This is a genomic window from Serratia grimesii, from assembly GCF_900186025.1.
Lineage (GTDB): Bacteria > Pseudomonadota > Gammaproteobacteria > Enterobacterales > Enterobacteriaceae > Serratia > Serratia grimesii.
This window is the reverse complement of sequence record NZ_LT883155.1, coordinates 510864-530630: the sequence shown is the minus strand read 5'-3', so window position 1 is coordinate 530630 and position 19767 is coordinate 510864. Positions and strand designations below refer to the sequence as shown.

The 19767-nt window shown below is 54.2% G+C and carries 17 protein-coding genes; 11 read left to right on the top strand and 6 right to left on the bottom strand.

The features are described 5' to 3' along the window. Positions 1-41: 41 nt before the first annotated feature. From SGBXF1_RS02470 to SGBXF1_RS02455, 4 genes are all read right to left on the bottom strand, one after another. The gene (locus SGBXF1_RS02470) at positions 42-302 is read right to left on the bottom strand and encodes a Rho-binding antiterminator (protein WP_186427758.1); all 261 of its coding nucleotides are present in this window, start codon (positions 300-302) and stop codon (positions 42-44) included. A gap of 117 nt (positions 303-419) precedes the next feature. Continuing rightward, complete coding sequence (locus SGBXF1_RS02465; protein WP_061807459.1) at positions 420-818, bottom strand: RidA family protein; 399 nt, start codon at positions 816-818, stop codon at positions 420-422. A gap of 17 nt (positions 819-835) precedes the next feature. Next, on the bottom strand, positions 836-2275 hold the full coding sequence (locus SGBXF1_RS02460) for an N-acyl-D-amino-acid deacylase family protein (protein ID WP_186427757.1): 1440 nt from the start codon (positions 2273-2275) through the stop codon (positions 836-838). Between the two features lie 39 nt (positions 2276-2314). Continuing rightward, on the bottom strand, positions 2315-3178 hold the full coding sequence (locus tag SGBXF1_RS02455) for a MurR/RpiR family transcriptional regulator (RefSeq protein WP_186427756.1): 864 nt from the start codon (positions 3176-3178) through the stop codon (positions 2315-2317). A 192-nt stretch (positions 3179-3370) separates the two neighbouring features. On the opposite strand from SGBXF1_RS02455, the gene SGBXF1_RS02450 reads away from it, so the two are divergent. The 11 genes from SGBXF1_RS02450 (at position 3371) to SGBXF1_RS02400 (ending at position 14370) form a co-directional block, all read left to right on the top strand. Continuing rightward, positions 3371-4612, top strand: coding sequence for an amino acid deaminase (locus SGBXF1_RS02450; protein WP_186427755.1), 1242 nt, complete (start codon positions 3371-3373; stop codon positions 4610-4612). A 19-nt stretch (positions 4613-4631) separates the two neighbouring features. Next, on the top strand, positions 4632-5420 hold the full coding sequence (locus SGBXF1_RS02445) for an ABC transporter ATP-binding protein (RefSeq protein ID WP_186427754.1): 789 nt from the start codon (positions 4632-4634) through the stop codon (positions 5418-5420). Between the two features lie 292 nt (positions 5421-5712). Continuing rightward, a complete protein-coding gene (locus tag SGBXF1_RS02440) occupies positions 5713-6669 on the top strand; it encodes an ABC transporter substrate-binding protein (protein ID WP_037426386.1) in 957 nt (318 codons plus the stop codon). Then, positions 6669-7673 carry a FecCD family ABC transporter permease gene (locus SGBXF1_RS02435; protein ID WP_186427753.1) on the top strand — a complete coding sequence of 335 codons (1005 nt, stop codon included), beginning with the start codon at positions 6669-6671 and terminating at the stop codon, positions 7671-7673. Before SGBXF1_RS02440 ends, SGBXF1_RS02435 begins: the two co-directional genes overlap by 1 nt. Positions 7674-8116: 443 nt before the next feature. Next, positions 8117-9052: an aspartate carbamoyltransferase gene (gene pyrB / locus SGBXF1_RS02430; protein ID WP_037426380.1), complete on the top strand. Its 936-nt coding sequence runs from the start codon at positions 8117-8119 to the stop codon at positions 9050-9052. Between the two features lie 12 nt (positions 9053-9064). Continuing rightward, on the top strand, positions 9065-9529 hold the full coding sequence (gene pyrI, locus SGBXF1_RS02425; RefSeq protein WP_020825003.1) for an aspartate carbamoyltransferase regulatory subunit: 465 nt from the start codon (positions 9065-9067) through the stop codon (positions 9527-9529). A 221-nt stretch (positions 9530-9750) separates the two neighbouring features. Further along, positions 9751-10137: a 2-iminobutanoate/2-iminopropanoate deaminase gene (ridA, locus tag SGBXF1_RS02420; protein ID WP_017891419.1), complete on the top strand. Its 387-nt coding sequence runs from the start codon at positions 9751-9753 to the stop codon at positions 10135-10137. A 278-nt stretch (positions 10138-10415) separates the two neighbouring features. After that, positions 10416-11852, top strand: coding sequence for a circularly permuted type 2 ATP-grasp protein (locus tag SGBXF1_RS02415; RefSeq protein ID WP_037426416.1), 1437 nt, complete (start codon positions 10416-10418; stop codon positions 11850-11852). Beyond that, positions 11846-12775 carry an alpha-E domain-containing protein gene (locus SGBXF1_RS02410; protein WP_037426377.1) on the top strand — a complete coding sequence of 310 codons (930 nt, stop codon included), beginning with the start codon at positions 11846-11848 and terminating at the stop codon, positions 12773-12775. The genes SGBXF1_RS02415 and SGBXF1_RS02410 overlap by 7 nt, the downstream gene beginning before the upstream one ends. Further along, the gene (locus tag SGBXF1_RS02405; RefSeq protein ID WP_061807465.1) at positions 12772-13566 is read left to right on the top strand and encodes a transglutaminase family protein; all 795 of its coding nucleotides are present in this window, start codon (positions 12772-12774) and stop codon (positions 13564-13566) included. The genes SGBXF1_RS02410 and SGBXF1_RS02405 overlap by 4 nt, the downstream gene beginning before the upstream one ends. Before the next feature lie 75 nt (positions 13567-13641). Further along, positions 13642-14370 carry a proteasome-type protease gene (locus SGBXF1_RS02400; protein ID WP_186427752.1) on the top strand — a complete coding sequence of 243 codons (729 nt, stop codon included), beginning with the start codon at positions 13642-13644 and terminating at the stop codon, positions 14368-14370. Between the two features lie 76 nt (positions 14371-14446). Here SGBXF1_RS02400 and SGBXF1_RS02395 read toward each other — a convergent pair whose 3' ends face one another. After that, the gene (locus SGBXF1_RS02395) at positions 14447-16840 is read right to left on the bottom strand and encodes a beta-N-acetylhexosaminidase (RefSeq protein ID WP_186427751.1); all 2394 of its coding nucleotides are present in this window, start codon (positions 16838-16840) and stop codon (positions 14447-14449) included. A 156-nt stretch (positions 16841-16996) separates the two neighbouring features. Further along, positions 16997-19705, bottom strand: a complete 2709-nt coding sequence (gene mgtA / locus SGBXF1_RS02390) for a magnesium-translocating P-type ATPase (RefSeq protein WP_037425994.1) — start codon at positions 19703-19705, stop codon at positions 16997-16999. Positions 19706-19767: the final 62 nt, after the last annotated feature.

Below are 19767 nucleotides of genomic sequence, written 5' to 3'. Positions count from 1 at the left end.
TATAACGGGTCAATTTTCTTGACCAGGGTAATATCAACTCTTTATTTAAAAACAATGCGATGAGCCGGCTTATTTTTATCCAGATGAGTTATGGCATGAATATAATCAAGACGGATACTCACTCTTTCCCCATCATCATCCAGAATAAGAAACTCGCCGTCGCCAGGCCGTGTCAGCGTGGTGATGGATTTAGCGGTTATTACCTTCCCATCGTCTAACTCAATTTTTAATACCCAGAAATATAAGCAGGCGATTTCCAAATGGTCATGGAGATCGCAATCAATCGGTTGATAGGTATTCATAATACAACCTCTTTTAGCCCATTAGGTCGATGAAGGTGAACCAGGCCCCTCCGTAAGCCTGATTTTTTGCAGCGCATCACACAATGAAACCATTAAACATGATCGTTTCGTCACCCACTAGCGGGTAATGCGTGCAGCGTTATAGCAGGTAATATCCACTTCAACTTTGCAATCCACCACCAAATCCGCGACGGCACAAATACGCGCCGGTGGGTGAGCCGCAAAAAACTCACGGAACACTTTATTGAATGACTGGAAATAACGCGCGTCGGTCAGAATAACCTTAACGTGCACCACATCCTCCAGGCCATATCCCGCTTCCATCATGATATCCAGGCAGTTTTGGATCGCCAGACGGGACTGCTCAATAATCCCACCTTCAACCACTTCACCGTCTTTCATCGGTGTCTGGCCGGAAATATACAACCAACCGCCCGCCTCTACTGCTCTGGCAAAAGGCAGGTGCTGCCCACCGGTCCCGGTACCACCGTCAACGCCGTATCTTTTGATCGTCATGCCTTACTCCTGTCGATTTATTTGCCTTGGCGGTGCAAAAACCGCCCGGCGCGCAGGCCAGTAACGGCCTGGTGTTCGTAACTGAGTACACCGTTCACCCACACCGCGTCGATCCCGGCGGCGGGTTGCTGAGGATGGCTGAATGTCGCGCTGTCTTTCACTTTTAACGCATCAAACAGTACCAGATCGGCGTAATACCCTGTTTTGATCAGCCCGCGTTGTGGCAACTGATAGCGCGCCGCGGACATGCCACTCATTTTGTGCACCGCAACGGTCAAGGGGAACAACCCTTCGTCACGACTGTAATGACCAAGTACCCGCGGAAAGGCACCCCACAGACGCGGATGTGGCATCGGATCGTTCGGTAAGCCATCCGATCCCACCATGGTCAACGGATAACTCAACACCCGACGCACGTCCTGCTCGTCCATGTTGTAGTAAATTGCCCCTGCCGGCATCAGTCGCTTGCCTGCATCAACCAGGCTTATCGACCAGGTACCGGCGATGTCGCGCAAAGACTGTCCCGCCATCTCTGGATGCGGCTCGGACCAGGTGATGACGATATCGAATTCATCGGTGATCTGTTTTAGATCCAGTGTGGATGAACTGGCAGAATAGGGATAACAGTCACAGGAGACATCCTGGGTCTGGCGTACTTTGTCGAACAGCTTTAGCGTCTCTTGCGTACGGCCCCAGTTTTTGGCTCCCGCGCATTTATGGTGCGAGATCACCACCGGCACCCGGCCATGGCGGCCAATGCGGAATGCCTCATCCATGGCGTCGAGTATGGGTTCAAACTCCGAACGCAGATGGGTGGTGTAAATCCCCTGCTCATCGGCCAGTTCCTCTGCCAGGGCCATGACCTCTTCGGTAGGTGCCGAAAACGCTGAAGCGTACGCCAACCCCGTACTCAGCCCCAGCGCGCCTTGTTGCAACGCGGTCCGTAACTGCTGGCGCATGGCAGCAATCTCTTCGCCCGTAGCCGGACGAAACAGGTCATCCATCTGGTTGCTACGCAACGTGGTATGCCCAATCAGCGTCGCCACGTTCACCGCAGGGGTCACATGTTCAATTTGCTGACGATAGTCAGTAATCGTCGGGTACACGAAGTGCGCCTTCTCTCCCAGCAGGTTCATCGGGTCAGGCACGTGGGTTTTGATCACCGCTCCGGCCGCGCTGATACCACAGTTGCCGACAATCACCGTCGTGACCCCCTGTGAAATCTTCGGCAGCATCTCAGGCATGCGGATCACGTTGGTATCATCATGGGTATGCACGTCAATAAATCCCGGCGACAACACCCGCTCCCGGCCATCGATCACTACCTCAGAATCAGCCTCAATGCAGGGGGCAATCTCGGCAATGCGATCGTCTTTTACCGCAACATCTGCCCGGTATTGCGGCCCACCGCTGCCGTCGATCACCGTGACATTTTTAAACAGATACTGATACCGCATGAATCATCATCCTTCCGTTATTGTCTGTGGGCCACGGGCTCAATCCCCCAACGGCTGTCGATCGGTTCCGCCGCGATGGCTGTCTAACGCCAACTTGATACGGCGCAGCCGGTCTCTGGACTGACGTTTATTCGCCACAGCCAGTGACGTCGCCAACACGTCCACCATCGCCAGCATGGCGTAGCGCGATGTGCTGGGTTTGTAGATGTAATCATTCTCATGCACCACCAGCGGCAACAACGCGTCAGCTTGCGCCGCAAGTGGCGTTCCCGCAGGTGTGATCGCCACTACTTTGGCACCGTACTGCCGTGCTATGGCCGCACTTTCCACCACGTCTTGCGTGTAACCGCCCAATGACAGCGCCACTACCACATCGTGCTTCGCCACCGCCGCCGCCATCATCCGCACCAACAAACCATCACTCTGCGCCGTCACCGGTAACCCAAGTCGGAACAGGCGATGCTGTACCTCCGCAGCGCATATGGTTGAACCGCCCCCCATGCCTATTGCCACAATTTGCCGGGCATCACTGAGCCACCCCACCGCCTTTGCCAAGGCTGGCTCATCGATCGCCCGCCGGTTGACGTTCAGGACATTGATGATGGTTTCATAAATCCCCTGTATCCCTTCCAGATCAGGCTCTTCATGAATAAATCGCTGCCCGACTGCCAACGACTGCGCCAGTTTGACCTTAAGATCGCGCACATCCTTACACCCCAGCATTTTGGCAAAACGCGTGATTGAGGCTTGGCTAACGCTGGCCTGCCGAGCCAGTTCGGCTATCGGTAAGGCGATCACCGCTTGGGTATCGTCCAGGATGAATTGGGCAATGCGTTTTTCGGCGCTACTCAGCTCGATAAAACGCTCCGTAATACGCGAAATAATGTCGATCTCAACACTCATCGCCTCACCTTATCGTGGTTAAAGTTTGTCATTTACAATGCAAGAAAACAGTGGAAGACTACACAAAAAACAGACCTAAAAATGATACTTTGTACCTAAAAACAGAACAATAAAATTAAAAAACAAATTAAATCAATATCATAAATAAAGATACATAATTCAAAATAGATAGAACATCAAAAGGATAATGTTATGAAATACCAAAAAAATTTCACCGTTACCCACAAAGCCGCCGTGATGCACGCTGACCCAAACAACCCGGCGAACCTGATTAACGAAGATGTCTGCCTGCCCGCTGTCGCCATTAAGCGCAACAGCCTGGAAAGCAATATTGCCTGGATGCAAGGCTATGCCGATGCGCGCGGTGTCTCTCTGGCCCCGCATGGCAAAACCACCATGACACCATGGATCTTCCAGCGTCAGGTGGCACAAGGTGCCTGGGCAATCGGTGTCGGCTCCGCCTGGCAAGCAAAAGTAGCAATGGACGCAGGCGTACCGCGAGTGTTGATGGCCAACCAACTGGTCGGTAGAGCCAACATGCAGCTGATCGCCGAGTTGAAGACTCAGCATCCCAATACGGTTTTCTTTTGCTGTATCGACAGTTTAAGCAATGCGCAGGCCCTCTCAGCCTTTTTCAGTCAACATGGCCAAACGCTGGACGTATTATTGGAATTAGGTGTACCCGGCGGTCGCTGTGGCTGCCGTAGCGTTGTGCAGGCAAAACAGCTGGCGCATGAGATCGCCGCGCTGCCCGGTTTGCGCTTACAAGGTATAGAGTTGTATGAAGGGGTAATGCACGGTGACAACGCCCAGCAAAAAATCGAGCAATTCTTGCGTGATGCTGCCGGCCTGTTGCGTGAACTGCACCAGCAAGGTGTTTTTTCCGGTGAGGAAACCCTCCTGACCGGTGCCGGTTCCTCTTGGTATGACGTGGTTTGCAGCGTCTGGTGCCAAGAAACGCTGCCGGCAAACTGCCGCCTGGTGATCCGCCCCGGCTGTTACATCACCCACGATCAGGGGATTTACCAAGACGCGCAAAATGCCGTGTTGGCCCGTGACAGCTACGCCTGTGATCTGGCGGGCGAGTTAACCTCAGCACTGGAATTGATTGCGCTGGTGCAGTCAGTCCCGGAACCGGGCCGGGTTATCGTCAATTTCGGCAAGCGCGATGCCGCTTTCGACGCCGGCTTGCCGCAACCAATCGCCCATTACCGCAGTGGTGTTCAGCAACAGAGCGGCGTCCAGCACCTGACGACCCAGGGGATTATGGATCAGCACGCCATGCTGAGCTGCCCGGCAGAGTTCCCGGTACAGGTCGGCGATATACTGGTGTTCGCCACATCGCACCCGTGCCTGACCTTTGATAAATGGAAAACGTTATTTTTGATTGATGATGATTACAATGTCATCGAAACCATTGAGACATTTTTCTGATAACGGAAAAGGATATTTCATGAATAACCTGCCCACCGACAGTCTTTTATCGGTGAAGAATCTTTCCCTGGCTCGCCCAGGGGAAGCGCCACGGATTAATGGGATCACGTTTACGCTTCAGCAAGGTGAGTCAGTTACCATTATCGGCCCAAACGGCAGTGGAAAATCCACGTTACTACGGCTCATTACCTGCGAGTTAACGCCGAGTGACGGTGAAATCCTTTTCCGGGGGGATCGCTTATCCGCCTTAAAACCCCATCAACGCGCCCGCGCTATTGCGTTGCTCACCCAACACGATAACGCTGATTTACGCCTTAAAGTTAACGAGTATGTTGCCCTTGGTCGTCTGCCCTGGCAGGCCGATAGCGTGCAGTCACAGCACCAACGCATTATTGCAAAGGCAATGGATGACGTGGGTATCTGCCATCTGCAACATATGCCGTTGAGTAAGCTTTCTGGTGGTGAACGCCAGCGTGCAGGGTTTGCACGCGTCCTGGCGCAGCAGCCCGTGTTATTATTGCTTGATGAACCCACCAACCATCTCGATCCACTCGCCCGGCACCAACTGCTGTCGCTGATCCAGCAGAAAAAGATAGCCACGCTAAAAGTGTTGCATGATCTTGAGTTGGTACAGCCCTTTTCTGACAACGTCATCATGATGAATGAAGGCAAGATCGTTTGTTATGGCCGTCCTGATAGCGTGCTGGAGTCAGTGCACCTGCAACAGGTGTTTGGTATGCGATCTCTGCAAGCACGTCATCCGGAAACCGGCAAAGCAATACGTTTCTTCGAGGCGTTACCGACATAATGCCGGTGAAATCATCACAATCGACCGTTGTTTGATCTAACTACATTTGCCATGTGCGTTATTCAGGTATGTTGCCACCCTAATCAACGGGCCAGGTTGCTGGCTTCGGTTTTGCCGATTTAACCCACGCGGTTATCCGGGAAGTGGCGTGATATTTCTCCACCGTCTTCCACGGCTTTAATGCTGACGACACCTTAGACAAGACACCCGCAGGGTGAAGGTTGACGCGAGGCCAGAAACCGACGCCAAAGCGATCTCAATGGTCCTTCGGTGTGATGAATCTGGAGTCGATGTGAAAAAGTTCGCCCTCGCCGCATTACTGATATTCACCTCAGGCAGTGCCGCTGCTTCTGGTTTTCCTGTCACGGTGGACAACTGTGGCCAGCCCCTTACCTTTAACCAACCCCCACAACGTGCCGTTATTCAAGACATTAATATGTCGCAAATGGCGTTTGCCCTGAATTTACAGCCTGCTATTGTCGGTGTCACAGGGATCTCCGGTTGGTATAAAAACATCCCTGAATTCACGCAACAACAGGGCGCGATTCCTGAACTGGCACCGAAATATCCGACGATCGAAAATCTGCTCGCCGTGAGCCCTGATTTGTTCTTCGCCGGCTGGAACTATGGGCTTCGGGGTGACGTGACCCCGCAAGCGCTGGCAAAATTTAATATCAAAACGCTGGTACTGAGTGAAAGCTGTATCCACGTCAACAGCCATCGTCCACGGGCCAGTATGGATTTGCTCTACGACGATATGATCAGGCTCGGTAAAGTATTCGGTAAACAGGAGGATGCGGAGAAACAGGTCAATGGCTGGAAGCAGCAGGTCGTGGATATCCATCGCAAAATTGCGACGCAAAAACCTATCAAAGTGTTTCTTTACGATTCTGGTGAGGATAAACCCTTTACCAGCGGCGCTTACGCAATGCCAACAGCCATTATTGAGGCCGCGGGAGCGAAGAATGTGATGGATACCCTAAACACCAGTTGGACGACCACCAACTGGGAAAGTGTCGCAGCAACTGAACCTGAATTTATCATCCTGGTGGATTACCAGTCGGAGACGAATCACGATACCGACGTACGACAGCGTTTTCTCGAACAACATCCGCTGATGAAGAAAACCCTGGCTGTCATCCACCACCGTTATTTGAAATTAAAATATCAGGAATTGACGCCGGGCCCTGTCAATATTGAGGCTATCCACAAACTGGCTCACGCCCTTTATCCCGCTGCCGTCAGCTAATGTCGGAAACAACGCGTTTTAGGTTGGTCTGGGGCATTGCCCCGCTGTTGTTGGCAGGGCTCATCCTCGCCAATGTCGCACAAGGGAGTGTGGCACTCTCTTTCACTCAGGTGATGGCTGCGCTAGGCATTACCCCTGGTGAGGTGCCGCCAATGATTAAAAGCATTGTGCTGGAACTGCGTTTGCCACGCACCTTGCTCGGGTTGCTGGCAGGTGCCGGGTTGGCGCTGGTTGGTGCACTATTACAAACCACGACCCGTAATGATCTGGCCGACCCGTTCTTATTTGGTCTCTCTTCTGGCGCCTCTGCCGGCGTAGTGCTGGTGATTACCCGCCTCGGTGATAGCCTCGGGGCGTGGACATTACCGGTTTCCTCTTTTGTCGGCGGCATGCTCTCCGCTGCCGTGGTGATGATTATTTTTGTGACGCAGTCGCAGAAAGGCACCGAGAAATTGATTATCTGCGGCCTGGCGGTCTCTTTTTTATTCGGCGCCTTCACAAATTATTTGGTGTTTTCCGGTGATCAACGGGCAGCCAGCAGCGTACTCTTCTGGACGTTGGGTGGGCTGGGGTTAGCACGTTGGGACAACCTGATTTTTGCAGTGATAGCGCTGCTGTTACTGGTGATATTGATCGCATTCCGCTGGCGTTCACTGGATGGCTTACTGGCGGGAGAACAAACCGCAGGCACCCTGGGCATCAACACGAATCGCTTACGCACTGAGGTATTTCTGTGTTGTTCACTGGCGACTGCACTGCTGGTCGCCTTAACCGGAGTCATTGGGTTTGTCGGTTTAATGGTCCCCCACCTGGCACGCCCATTCACCGGCGTCCGTCACCGCCGTCTGCTGCCGCTAGTTGGCATATTGGGGGCTATATTGCTCTCCGCCGGAGATCTCCTAAGCCGTGTCATCATCGCGCCACAGGAACTTCCCATTGGGATTATTACCGCCGGCCTTGGCGGTATTTTCGTGCTGGTTATTTTGCTACGACGTACTCACTGATCCTCGCGCTATTCGCATGTATCTAAAAGCAACACATCAAATCCACCAGCCAATCGATTGCGAAATGACAAAAAATCGGCGTTTTAGCGCTTGCAGTGTCCAAAAGCGCGAGTATAATGCGCGACAATTTGCCAGGAGAAAGCATGAAAAACGACGTTTGTTTTGTTAGCCACAACCGACAAAACCGACTGCCAATCGGCAGCCAACTGCCGTTATTTCTCCTGTTGCTAAACCGATCTTTTCAAGCCCCTCGTTGAGGGGCTTTTTTTTGCCTTAAAAAATTATGCCCAATAGATTTCGGGGCGCAGCCAGGCAGCAACCGATGGTATCCCAGGAGCTTAATCAACTAAGTGATTGGGGTAAAAACGAGAAGCCAACGCCGCTGTGGTTCGAAAGATAACGGGCATTCCCGCGCCACGGGCATGCATCGAGGAGAGTGAAAAATGGCCAACCCGCTGTATCACAAAAATATCATCTCTATTAACGATCTCAGCCGCGAGGATCTGGAACTGGTGCTACGCACCGCTGCCAGCCTGAAAGCCAATCCACAGCCTGAACTGCTAAAGCACAAGGTCATTGCCAGTTGCTTCTTTGAAGCATCAACCCGTACCCGCCTGTCATTTGAAACCGCGATGCACCGCCTGGGAGCTTCAGTGGTTGGTTTTGCCGACGGCAGCAACACCTCACTCGGCAAGAAAGGCGAAACCTTGGCTGATACCATCTCGGTGATTGGTACCTACGTCGACGCCATCGTGATGCGCCACCCACAGGAAGGTGCTGCACGACTGGCAACCGAATTCTCCGGGGGTATTCCGGTGCTCAACGCCGGTGACGGCGCCAACCAGCATCCGACCCAAACACTGCTCGATCTGTTTACCATTCAAGAAACCCAGGGCCGCCTGAACAATATCAACATTGCTATGGTGGGCGACCTGAAATACGGACGTACCGTGCACTCGCTGGCACAGGCGCTGGCTAAATTTGAAGGCAACCGCTTCTTCTTCATCGCCCCGGACGCGTTGGCCATGCCGACCTATATCCTGAAAATGCTGGAAGAGAAAGGCATCCAATACAGCTTGCACAGCAGCATTGAAGAAGTGGTTCCTGAATTGGATATTCTCTACATGACCCGGGTGCAGAAAGAACGTCTGGATCCTTCCGAATACGCTAACGTGAAGGCGCAGTTCGTCCTGCGTGCAGCGGATCTGGCGGATGCACGCACCAATCTCAAAGTCTTGCACCCACTGCCACGCATTGACGAGATTACCACCGACGTGGATAAAACACCGTACGCCTACTATTTCCAGCAAGCAGGTAACGGTATTTTCGCCCGTCAGGCACTGTTGGCACTGGTATTAAACGCAGATTTGGCTCTTTAAGGGGGAACCGTCATGACTCACGATAATAAACTGCAGGTTGAAGCGATCAAATGCGGTACGGTGATTGACCACATTCCGGCACAGATAGGTTTTAAGCTGTTGACGCTGTTCAAATTGACTGCCACCGATCAGCGCATCACTATCGGCCTGAACCTGCCCTCCAATGAGCTGGGCCGCAAAGACCTGATCAAAATCGAGAACACATTCCTGACGGAACAACAGGCTAACCAGTTGGCGATGTATGCGCCCAAAGCCACGGTCAACCGCATCGATAATTACGAAGTGGTGCGTAAACTGACCCTCAGCCTGCCGGATCATATCGACGGCGTGCTGACCTGCCCGAACAGCAACTGCATCAGCCGCAGCGAACCGGTGTCGTCCAGCTTTAGCGTAAAATCCCGCGACGGTGACGTACATCTGAAGTGCCGCTACTGCGAGAAAGAGTTCGAACATCAGGTGGTGTTACAGGCAGACTGAAATATGCCTATTGACCGGGAACGGCGCTGTTAATCTGCTCGCCACTCCCTATAATGAGTCACTGAAGAAAATACCCACGTTTATTACCCAATGGATTTCGAGCCGCAGCTAGGCGGCAAGTGTGGGAATTCCCAGGAGCTGACTTAAGTCAGTGACTGGGGTGAGCACACGCAGTCAACAACGCTGCGGTTTGAAAGACGAAGGGTAAATTAGGAGAAAAAATGTCACGTAACATTAGCACTGAACTCGCCCCGGCAGCCATTGGTCCTTACGTGCAGGGCGTTGATCTGGGCAGCATGATCATCACTTCCGGTCAGATCCCGGTTGATCCTAAAACCGGCGCCGTTGCCGACGACGTCGCCGCTCAGGCACGCCAGTCACTGGAAAACGTTAAAGCAATCGTTGAAGCTGCCGGCCTGAAAGTCGCCGATATCGTGAAAACCACGGTATTCGTGAAAGACCTGAACGATTTCGCCACCGTTAACGCCGCTTACGAAAGCTTCTTTACCGAGCACAGCGCGCCGTTCCCGGCCCGTTCTTGCGTCGAAGTCGCGCGTCTGCCAAAAGACGTGAAAATCGAAATCGAAGCCATCGCCGTTCGTCGTTAATTCCACGACCACGCACGCGACCAACGGTCAGCCCTCGGCTGGCCGTTTTTATTTATTCCAGTTACAGCATGTCCCTCTAATGGCGCGCCACTAACGATCACTCTGGCCCACACTTACCGTAGTTTCGCCCTGTTTTAAGGCAACCTCTTCTTTGACTGCACCTAAAGTGTGCTCTTTATCGGCGAAAAACCGTGGTTTCGCGCCATTTTCGCCCCTTTATCACCTTGGCACATTTTATGCTGGATCCGTTTACAGCCTGCAATGTCGACGAGGTGATGATGCTAAATATCGATCTGTCCGCTTCACCGTTTTTTGATGAGATGCTTCTGGCTGAGGGTAAACACCGGGGTCACTACGAAGCTTACTGGCACTGGCTGCAACAGGCCGATCAAAAGGCCATTCAGCGCAAAAGGGAAGAAGCTGCACTGCTGTTTCACCGAGTGGGGATTACCTTTAATGTCTATGGTGAGGATGATGGTGCCGAACGATTGATCCCGTTTGATAGCGTGCCACGTATCATACCCGCCAGCGAATGGGCGATGCTCGATCGCGGTATTCGCCAACGCGTCCAGGCGTTAAACGCCTTTCTTCACGACATTTACCACCAACAACACATTCTGAAAGCCGGGATCATTCCGGCAGAACAGGTGCTGGCTAATGATCAATATCAGCCCTGTATGCAAGGCGTCGATCTGCACCGCAATATTTACGCGCACATCGTTGGCGTGGATATGGTGCGCAACGGCGATGGCCAGTATTACGTGCTGGAAGATAACCTGCGTACCCCTTCCGGCGTTTCCTACATGCTGGAAAACCGCAAGATGATGATGCGCCTGTACCCCGAACTGTTCGCCCAGCAACGTATTGCACCGGTGGAGCGCTATCCATCGCACCTGCTGCAAACCCTGCGTGAAAGCTCGCCGATTAACGATCCCACGGTCGTGGTACTGACACCGGGCCGCTTTAACAGCGCCTATTTCGAACACAGTTTCCTGGCACAGCAGATGGGGGTTGAGCTGGTTGAAAGCGCTGATCTGTTCGTCAAAGACGGTGCCGTGTTTATGCGTACCACCGCCGGACCATGCAAGGTGGATGTCATTTACCGCCGGGTGGATGACGCTTTCCTCGATCCACTGGCGTTCCGCCCTGACTCAATGCTCGGTGTTCCGGGGCTGCTGTCGGTTTACCGCACCGGCAACGTGGTACTGGCAAACGCCATTGGTACCGGCGTGGCCGACGATAAATCAATCTATCCGTATGTGCCTGACATGGTGCGTTTCTATCTGCAAGAAGAGCCGATCCTCAACAATGTGCCGACCTGGCAATGTCGCCACAAGAATGAGCTGTCGTATGTGCTGGCAAATCTGGATCAGATGGTGGTGAAAGAAGTCCACGGGGCCGGTGGCTACGGCATGTTGATCGGCCCGGCAGCGACCAAAGACGAAATCGCCCATTTCCGCACCTTGCTGTTAGCCAAACCCCATAACTACATTGCGCAAAATACACTTGCGCTGTCGACCTGTCCGACTTTCGTCAACGAAGGCCTGGCCCCACGACATATCGATCTGCGGCCATTTGCCCTCAGCGGTGCCGAAATTCGACTGGTGCCAGGTGGCCTGACACGTGTGGCGCTGGCGCAAGGTTCGCTGGTGGTCAACTCGTCGCAAGGCGGGGGAACCAAGGATACCTGGGTGTTGGAGGACGACGTATGCTGAGCCGAACTGCCAGTGAACTCTATTGGATGGCCCGTTATCTGGAGCGGGCAGAAAGCATTGCCCGGGTGCTCGATGTCACTAATAAGCTGTCGATGATGCCGATCCGCGACAGCGAAGATCAGGATTTGCAGGTGCCACTCAATCTGACCAGTACCGGGCAGTTGTATGCCGCCGCCTATCCCGACCTGACCATGGCCAATCTGGTGAGTTTTTTTGCACTCGACAGCCGCAATCACAGTAGCATTTACAGCTGTCTGCAAATGGGGTGGAACAATGCCCATGCGGTGCGCGGCAGCCTGTCTTCCGAGGTTTGGGAGTGCATTAACGCGACCTGGATCGAGATGAAGCTGATCCGCCGTCAGGGCATCGGTTCGGTGGGCGCAGATGCCTTTTTCGATTGGGTGAAAGAACGCTCACACCTGTTTCGCGGTGCCATGTTTGGCACCCTACTGCGCAGCGATGCCATGTGCTTTATCCGCCTCGGTACCCTGCTGGAACGGGCCGACAGCACCGCACGCCTGCTGGGTGTCAAGAATACCTTGATGGACAGCGACGGCGACCCGGTACGTGAGTATTACCGCATGGACACACTGCTGCGGGCAGTCAGCGCACGCGAAGCCTATCACAGCATCTACAAGCAGCAGCTCAGCCGGGACACCATTGCCGAACTGATGATCTTGCGTAATGAAATCCCGCGCTCCCTGCTGGCCTGCGTCGGCGATATGGTGCAGCAGCTGGAGCAAATTGGCGGTAACCGTTCAAATCAGCCACGCCGGCTGGCACATACACTGCACGCCGAACTGCGTTTCAGCAGCATGAAAGACCTGAATGAGGTTGGGCTGAACGACTGGTTAGAAGCGTTTCTTGGGCAAATTGGCGGTATCGCGGAGAGCGTCCATCACACTTATCTGGAGGCACAATGAAACTGAACATTGAGCACAATACCCATTATACCTACGCCCAACAGGTACAGCGTAGCACCCAGTATCTGCGCCTGACGCCACAGGACTCAGAGCATCAACGCATCATTTCCTGGCAACTGACGCTACCGGAAGATGCGGTATGCACCACTGACGCCTTCGGCAACGTGCTGCATGTACTGACGCTGGACCATCCGCATCAGGCGATTACCATTCAGGCCCATGGCGTGGTGGAGATTGAAGACGGGGCAGAAGATCAGGTCATGGGGCATCTGTCACCGTTGGTCTTTCTGCGCCACAGCCCGTTGACCCAGCCCGACAGTGCGATACAGGCCTTTGCCCTACGCTATTACCAACCACACGCGGTGCTCGACGGGCTGGAACACCTGATGAGCGAACTGTTGCTGAAAATGCCTTACGGCCCAGGTTCCACCAGCGTCACCGACAGTGCTGCCCAAGCCTTCGCGACCGGTACCGGTGTTTGCCAGGATCACACCCATGTGTTTCTGGCCTGCTGCCGCAGCCTGAATATTCCGGCACGCTATGTCAGTGGCTATCTCTACAGCGAAGATTCTAGCCATGTCGCTACTCATGCGTGGGCCGAAGCCTGGGTCGACGAACGCTGGCACAGCTTCGACGTCACCAATAACACCCGTTTGCCAAATCAGCACCTTAAGCTTGCCGTGGGTATCGACTATCTGGACGCATGCCCGGTACGCGGCATACGGTTAGGGGGAGGCTGTGAAAATATGCAGACCATGGCCGAAGTGCAGATGATGCCAACCGGACAATAGCATCTTGCCGAAAACGAAGGTTTACGGCACGCTGGCGTTTGGCGGTGTGCCAGTACTGTTTTGAGGGATTGTGGTATGACCTATTGTGTGGCCATGCGCTTATCATCCGGGCTGGTCTTTGCTTCCGATTCACGCACCAATGCCGGAGTGGACCATATTTCCATCTTCCGCAAACTGCACGTGTTCCAGCAAGACGGTGACCGCATGCTGGTGCTGCAAAGCGCCGGTAATCTGGCAACCACCCAAAGTATCATTAGCCTGCTACAGCGCCGCTGTAAGGATGCCGAGCGCCTAAATCTATTGAACGCACCCAGTCTGTACGAAGCCGCCACGCTGGTGGGCGAAACCGTGCGTGAAGTGATCCAACGCGACAGCGAAGCCCAGCAGAGCGGGAGCACCACCGACTTCAGTTGTAGCCTGTTGCTTGGCGGCCAGATCACGGGCGAAGAGATGCGGTTATTCCATATCTACCCGCAAGGCAATTTTATCGAAGCCACCCGCGATACGCCCTATTTCCAAATTGGCGAAAGTAAGTACGGCAAACCGATTATTGATCGGGTGCTCAATTACGATACCCCGCTGGAACAAGCGATGCAGTGCGCGCTAATCTCCCTCGATTCCACACTACGCAGCAACCTGTCGGTCGGTTTGCCGCTCGACGTGATGATCTACCCACGCGACAGCTTCAGCAGCGCTCAACAATATCGGATTACTGAAGATCATCCACATTTCAGCGCCATCCGCAGAGGCTGGGGCGAAGGGCTGGTCAGCATTTTCAAACAGTTGCCGCCGTTGCAGCTGTAAGTTTTTGTGAGGGCTCAGCATGCTGAGCCCCTACGCATGCAAAGCCCAACGAAGCAAAGCCCGACGAGGCAGAAAGTTATTCGATCGCGCTGGCACGCAGCAAGGTTTCCAGCGGATAAACCGCCGCAATCACCACTTCGTCCCGTATCTGTGCGGCTGCATCCAGTTGTTGTTGTATCTGTCCGGCTTCGGCTTTGCTCAAGGGCTTGTTTTGCTGATAGCGTTCCAGCAACATCAGACCCAATGTGGACAATGAGCCGACATCCTGCGCCACCGGAGCCAAGTCCTGCATCACCCTGTTACCGGCAATCACCGTTTTTACCGGGGCGGTATTCAACTGCCAACGCTGCAAACGCTCGCGCAACGCCAGCGCTGCGGCTCGATCGTTACGATCCTTCACCAACGCGGCAACCTGCAGGCCCATCTCGCGTACCGCGTTACTTTCCGGGGGTAACGCATCGGCAAAGCGGTTCAGCGGCTCGAACTGATGGTAGTTGCCGGCCTTGAATTTCAAATGCTGGCGGGTGTAGTACTGACCCGGTTCTACCGCTTCAGCCAGCGTGTAGAGCGGTGCGATCTGCACGCTGTTCGCCAACCGGGTAAACTCGCGAGCGGTCTCAGCATGTTGCTGCAACCCCACCGACACGACCGACCAGGCATCAACCGCCGCCAGTCGCCGATACATGTTGTTTTCATCGGTCACATCCTGCGCTGACCACAAGCGCTCCGCCACCGCGAACCCACGCGGCCACAGTTTAAGATCAAGAATGGGGGCTCTGATGTTTTCCGCCCATAGCGCCGCTTCACCGCCGAGAATATTAGCCTGCTGCTTCAGCCCCGGCACTACCGGCATCTTGCCTGCCGGAACAGTGGCCAGCTTACTGCCGCTGGTCGGGTAACGTACGTTGCCGACCAATGTATACCCACTGAGTTTGTCTTGATCCAACGTGAACACCGGGCGCGTATCCCCCATCCAGGTATCGAGACGGAAGCTCACTTGTTGTGGAGAACGCCAGACAATATCGTGCAATGCGCGCCGAGACTTGCCATTAAAATCGATAAAGCCACGCCAACCCTGTTTCCCTTCAATCAGGGTAAAACTGCCCTCCACTGCACTGCCCTTCAGGCGCGGCATGCTGAACTGCCAGCTCTGCGCTTTCTCATCGGGCTGCACCTCGGTAGCAACGCCCAGTGGCTGCGGCAGGATCTCATTGCGATAGTGATAGGCCGTGCTCTGCGGTTGATCAAGGTAGAAGCCGGTGGACAGAATGCCCTGGTACCCGTCCTGCGCGCTGGCACCGAGTGAATCCGGCCCCTGCCAGGACTGGATAACAATGGTGCGTGGCAGAGACGGATGATAAATCTCATCCCAGCCAACCATCTGCCGTTGGTGCTGCTCAAGGATTTTTTCCAGCTTTTGGTTGAAGTAGGCCTGCAGTGCATGGGTATCAGCCAACTGATGTTGCTGCATAAAGCTCTGAATGGCTTTTGATTCTTTCCACTGGCTGGCATCGACCTCATCACCGCCAATATGCAGGTATGGATCGGGGAAGATCGCGGCCAGTTCACCTATGATGGCGTCAACAAACTGATAAACGTCATCACGTGTCGGATCGAGCGTTGGCTTATGTACACCCCACTTGCGTTCCATCTGATACGGCCCCGGCGCACTCATCAATTCCGGGTAGGCCACCGCGATACTTGAAGCATGGCCTGGCAGATCGATTTCCGGCACTACCCGGATGCCGCGTGCGGTCGCGTAGGCCACCACCTGTTGCATCTGCTCACGGGTATAAAACTGGCCGTCGCTGGCCTGTTGTTGCAGTTTAGGGTAATGCTCTGAAGCAAAGCGCCAACCCTGATCGTCGGTCAGATGCCAATGAAACACGTTGAGTTTCGCCGCTGCCATACCGTCAAGCTGGCGCAGAATATCTGCCACCGGCAGGAAATGACGTGCAGAATCCAACAGCACACCGCGCCACGGGAAACGTGGCACGTCGGTGATACTTACCAACGGCAGGAAGGTGTTCTGCTCATCTGTCTGTACCAGCTGGAGCAGGGTTTCCATCCCGCGTAACGCGCCAAAACGGGTATTGGCTGTCAACGTGACGCCGTCCGGTTTCACCACGAGTTTGTAGCTCTCGTCACTGTCCGGCAGCGGCTGCACCGCCACCTTATCTTTGATATCGACCTTAACGACCACGCCCGTATCTGTTGTTGCCTGCGGCGCCAACGTCCAGCCGGTTTGCAACTCAAGACGCTGCCGCCAACGTTGCTGCGCATCGGCCAAATCGTCGCCTTGCACGTTAATTGATAAGCGGTGATCCAGCACCAGCCTGCCTGCTGGCTGAGTCAGTTCAACCTGTTGCGGCCAGGGCATCAACGGCAGATCACCGGCTGGCTGCGCCAGTGCGCCCAGAGACAATAATAACGATGAAGCCAATAGCGTATAGCGCAGAGTTCTGTGCATCAGAAATTCCTCAGAGGAAAAAAATCAATAAAAACAGCAAAAAGATAATGAAGCTGTAAATAAAGACTGAGCACAGTGCAGATGTCCAACGGTGAGGGCGAAAAGCCGGGTTGGATCACAAATGCCCCTCTTACGCATGCAAGAGGGGCGCGGGAATTATTGCCAGCCGTAGCGGCGCACAAACCAGCCTTTCACGCACTGGGTCAACACCATATAACCGGCCAGGATCAGCACCAACCACGGGAAGTAGCCGAGCGGCAGTGCCTGCAATTGCAGGAAACCGGCTAACGGCGAGAAGGTCAGGCCAATACCAGTAGTGATCACAACCAGCGTCATGATACACAGCGGCCACGAAGGGCGACTCTGGATAAACGGAATTTTGCGTGTGCGAATCATATGCACAATCAGTGTTTGCGACAGCAGACCTTCAACAAACCAGCCGGACTGGAACAACGTCTGCATTTCAGGCGTATTGGCCTTAAACACCCACCACATCAGGCTGAAGGTCAGCACGTCGAAGATCGAACTGATCGGCCCAAAGAACACCATAAAGCGCCCAATATCGCCGGAGTTCCAACGCTGCGGCTGCGTTATCTGATCGTCATCCACGTTATCAAATGGAATCGCAATCTGCGAAATATCATACATCAGGTTCTGGATCAGAAGGTGCAGCGGTAACATCGGCAGGAACGGTAAGAAAGCGCTGGCAATCAGCACGCTGAACACGTTACCGAAGTTGGAGCTGGCGGTCATCTTGATGTACTTGAGCATATTGGCGAAGGTACGACGCCCCTCAATCACACCTTGCTCCAGCACCATCAGGCTTTTTTCCAGCAGAATGATATCCGCCGCTTCCTTGGCAATATCCACCGCAGAATCGACAGAAATACCAATGTCCGCCGCACGCAGCGCCGGCGCATCATTGATGCCGTCCCCCATAAAACCAACCACATGACCCTGCTGGCGCAACAGCTTGACGATGCGTTCCTTGTGCAGTGGCGTCAACTTGGCGAATACCGTGGTACGTGCCGCCGCCTGCGCCAGTTGCTCATCGTCCATCTGTTCGATTTCACTGCCACGCAACACATGATCCGCCGCCAGCCCGACGTCTTTACACACTTTCGCTGCCACCAGCTCATTGTCACCCGTGAGGATCTTCACCGTGACACCGCTGTTTTTCAACGCCGCCAGTGCAGGCGCCGTGCTCTCCTTCGGTGGATCGAGGAAGGCCACATACCCTTCGAGGATCAGATCCGATTCGTCAGCCACACTATATTCATGCGCCTGCGCTGGCAGGATCTTGTTAGCCACCGCGACAACCCGCAGCCCTTGCTGGTTAAGATCGTCGGTGATACGCCGAATCCGAGTCAGCAGCGCTTCAGTCAGCGGGATCACCTCATCTTCTTGCCGCACATGGCTGCAAATTGCCAGCATCTCCTCCAGGGCACCCTTGCAGATCAGCTCGTGATATTGCGCGTCTTTGGCCACAACCACCGACATACGGCGGCGTTCAAAATCAAACGGGATCTCATCGACCTTACGGTAATGTTGCAGCACATCCGGCTGTTCATTTTGCTCTGCACAGCTCAGCACCGCCACGTCGAGCAGGTTTTTCAGCCCGGTCTGGTAGAAACTGTTCAGCCAGGCGTAATGCAGCACCCGATCACTGGCGACACCGAAGACGTCAGTGTGACGTTCCAGTACGATTTTATCCTGGGTCAGAGTCCCGGTTTTGTCAGTACACAGAATATCCATGGCGCCAAAATTCTGAATAGCGTCCAGGCGTTTGACGATCACCTTCTGTTTGGACAGTTTTACTGCCCCTTTGGCCAATGTCGACGTGACGATCATCGGCAACATTTCCGGTGTTAACCCCACCGCAACCGACAGTGCAAACAGCGCGGCTTCCCACCAATCACCCTTGGTGTAGCCGTTGATCAGCAACACAATCGGTGTCATCACCAACATAAAACGGATCAACAGCCAGCTGACCTTGCTAATGCCGCTCTGGAAGGCGTTCGGTTGCTCATCCTGGCTGATGACGCGTTGCGCCAGCTGGCCAAAGTAAGTATCCCCGCCGGTACCGATCACCATCGCCAGCGCGGTGCCACTCACCACGTTGGTGCCCATAAAGCACAGGTTTTGGCATTCCAGCGGATCGTCCACCTGCCCGCGCAACTCGGCAACTTTCTCTACAGGCAGAGATTCACCGGTCAGTGCGGCCTGGCTGATAAACAGATCCTTAGCCGACAACACGCGAAGATCCGCCGGGATCATGTCGCCTGCCGCCAATTTTATGATATCGCCTGGCACCAACTGGGATATTGGCAGTTCAATATGTTCACTTTTGCCCGTCAACGCGTCACTGCGGATCACTGTCGCGGTATTGCTGACCATGGCCTTCAGCGCATCTGCCGCCTTGTTGGATCGCGCTTCCTGAATGAAATTAAGCAGTGTCGAGATCACCACCATCAGGGCGATCACCAGTGCACCGGTCAGATCTTCCGTCGCATACGAGATCATGCCGAGTGCAGTCAGCAACAGATTGAATGGGTTGCGATAGCAGTGCCACAGGTGTTGCCACCAAGCCTCTTGCTGCTGATCGTCGATAATGTTTTCACCGCAGCGCTGACGCACCACATCCGCCTCATGGGCGGTAATGCCTTCAGGATGGCTATGGAAGCGCAAGTACAGTTGGGTTGTGTCAGCAGCAGCACATTCTAAACGCTGCTGCGCCAGGCCGGCGGGCAACCCCTGAGCTTTGCCGCTAAGGCCGTCCAACAAGCTGTCACGGTGCACCAAACGGCGCGGTAAATTGCGGCTGAGCAAGCCCAGCAGCCGACGGGGGATATTTTTCAGTTTCATTTTTTCGCACCTCGTCGCCCATTGCCTCACGGCAGCGGGTGAACGCAGGATCTTTCCCCAGC